This is a genomic window from Georgenia thermotolerans, assembly GCF_009193185.1.
Lineage (GTDB): Bacteria > Actinomycetota > Actinomycetes > Actinomycetales > Actinomycetaceae > Georgenia > Georgenia thermotolerans.
Genome location: NZ_VUKF01000102.1, coordinates 1 through 1645, shown reverse-complemented (window position 1 = coordinate 1645; position 1645 = coordinate 1). Strand labels below are relative to the sequence as shown.

Sequence of the window (1645 nt, the reverse complement as noted above, 5' to 3'; positions counted from 1 at the left end):
CCTGAGTTGGCTCAATTTAGTGCCACGTGCCGTCCGGAGCGTGGATGCGGGTCAGGGCCTGGGTGAGGTCGGCGGGTAGGGGGTCGGCGGCGGTGATGTCGTGGTCGCCGGCGCGGATGGTGATGGTCTTGTACCGGCGGGCGGTGGTGATGAACCGCTTGAGGGACCAGTCGGTGAGGTGCTCGAGGCGGCGGGCGACGGCCAGGGCGGCGAAGACCACGGTCAGGTGGGCGTCGATGGAGTCCTGCAGGCGGTGGTAGATCGGCCGGGCGGCGAGGTCGTGCTTGGACATCCGGAAGGACTTCTCGATGTTCCAGAGCCGGTGGTAGGCGCCGATGACGAACTCGGCCGAGGCCCGCTCGGGCGGGAGGTTGGTCAGGTAGCCCTTGTAGCCGGCCAGCGCGCGGGCCTTGGCCTCCAGGTCGCGGTTGACCGCGCGTGCCTCGCCGGTGACGGTGAGGAACCGGTTGCGCTTAACCGGGGCCTTGCCGGCGGCGGCCTGCTCGGCCTTGGCGACCTGGGCGTCGATCCCGCGCAGCGTGCGCCGGGCCCGGGCGGAGCGGTACTGGTAGTAGATCCGGGCCTCGCGCCGCGCCCCGGCGGGGCCGGTGAACGTCTTGGCGGTGAAGATCTGCCCGTCCTCGGGCGCGGTGTCGGGGTGGGCCGCCATCCACTGCTCGACCACGTAGGGGATGTCGGGCAGCTTCGCGCCGAGGATGTAGGACAGCCCCGCCGCCTCGATCGCGTCCCGGTTGTCGTGGGAGAGCATCCCGGCGTCGGCGACCACGGTGACGTCGGTGAGGGCGTAGGTCGCCTTGAACGCCTCGATCACCGGCAGCATGGTCTTCGTCTCGGCCTTGTTGCCCTCGAAGGCGTTGACCATCAGCGGGAACCCGGTGGCGTCGGTGAGCAGCCCGATCGTGATCTGCGGGTCGATCCGCCGTTCCTTGGAGTACCCCGGCTCGCGGAACCCATCGCCCTCGTCGGCCTCGAAGTACAAGGTGCTCACGTCGTACAAGATCAGCGCCGCCGGGCCAAGTTCCGCCCGCTCCGCCAGGGCAGCGGCCAGCGCCTTGCGGAAGTCCGGGGCGGCGTAGCGGGGCAGGCGCCGCTTGACCGTGGCGTAGGAAGCCGGCGCCAGCCCGGTCTCCTCGATCACGCGCAGCGAGTCGAGCTTGCTCGTCGGTTCGACCAGGCGGGCCAGCACCAGCTGCCAGAAGACCTCATCACCGCCGGCGGCGTCTTCGAGGCCCAGGTCGGCGTAGATCCGCCGGACCGCGCCGATCAGGTGCTCCATCCGGGTGGCGGTGATCGGCAGCGGCCCGCCCGTCCCCGGCTCCTCCAGGCCGAGGTCGAGCTCGCCCTGCCCGGCGGCCAGCCGCTGCCGGGCCGCGGCCAGCAGCAGCTCGTACTCCTCGTCGGTGTGGGCCGAGCCGAGGTGCTCCATCTGGCGCGCGCCCTTGCGCCGGGAGTACACGATCTGCACCGCCCGCGCCCCCGACGCGGTCCTCACGGTGCGGATGTGCGGCGACACCCGACCACCTTAGGCCCCGATTTAGTGCCACATTTCCCAGCACCGAACGGACAAACCTGCAGGTCAGCGCGGCGCCCCACCGGTCAGCCCCGATTCGTGAGCCAAGTCAGG

1 protein-coding gene is annotated in these 1645 nt (G+C 71.0%); it reads right to left on the bottom strand.

Features of this window, described 5'->3' with window-relative positions; all coding sequences use genetic code 11:
• Positions 1 to 16: 16 nt before the first annotated feature.
• The gene (locus tag GD970_RS21345; protein ID WP_428841524.1) at positions 17 to 1534 is read right to left on the bottom strand and encodes an IS1634 family transposase; all 1518 of its coding nucleotides are present in this window, start codon (positions 1532 to 1534) and stop codon (positions 17 to 19) included.
• Positions 1535 to 1645: the final 111 nt, after the last annotated feature.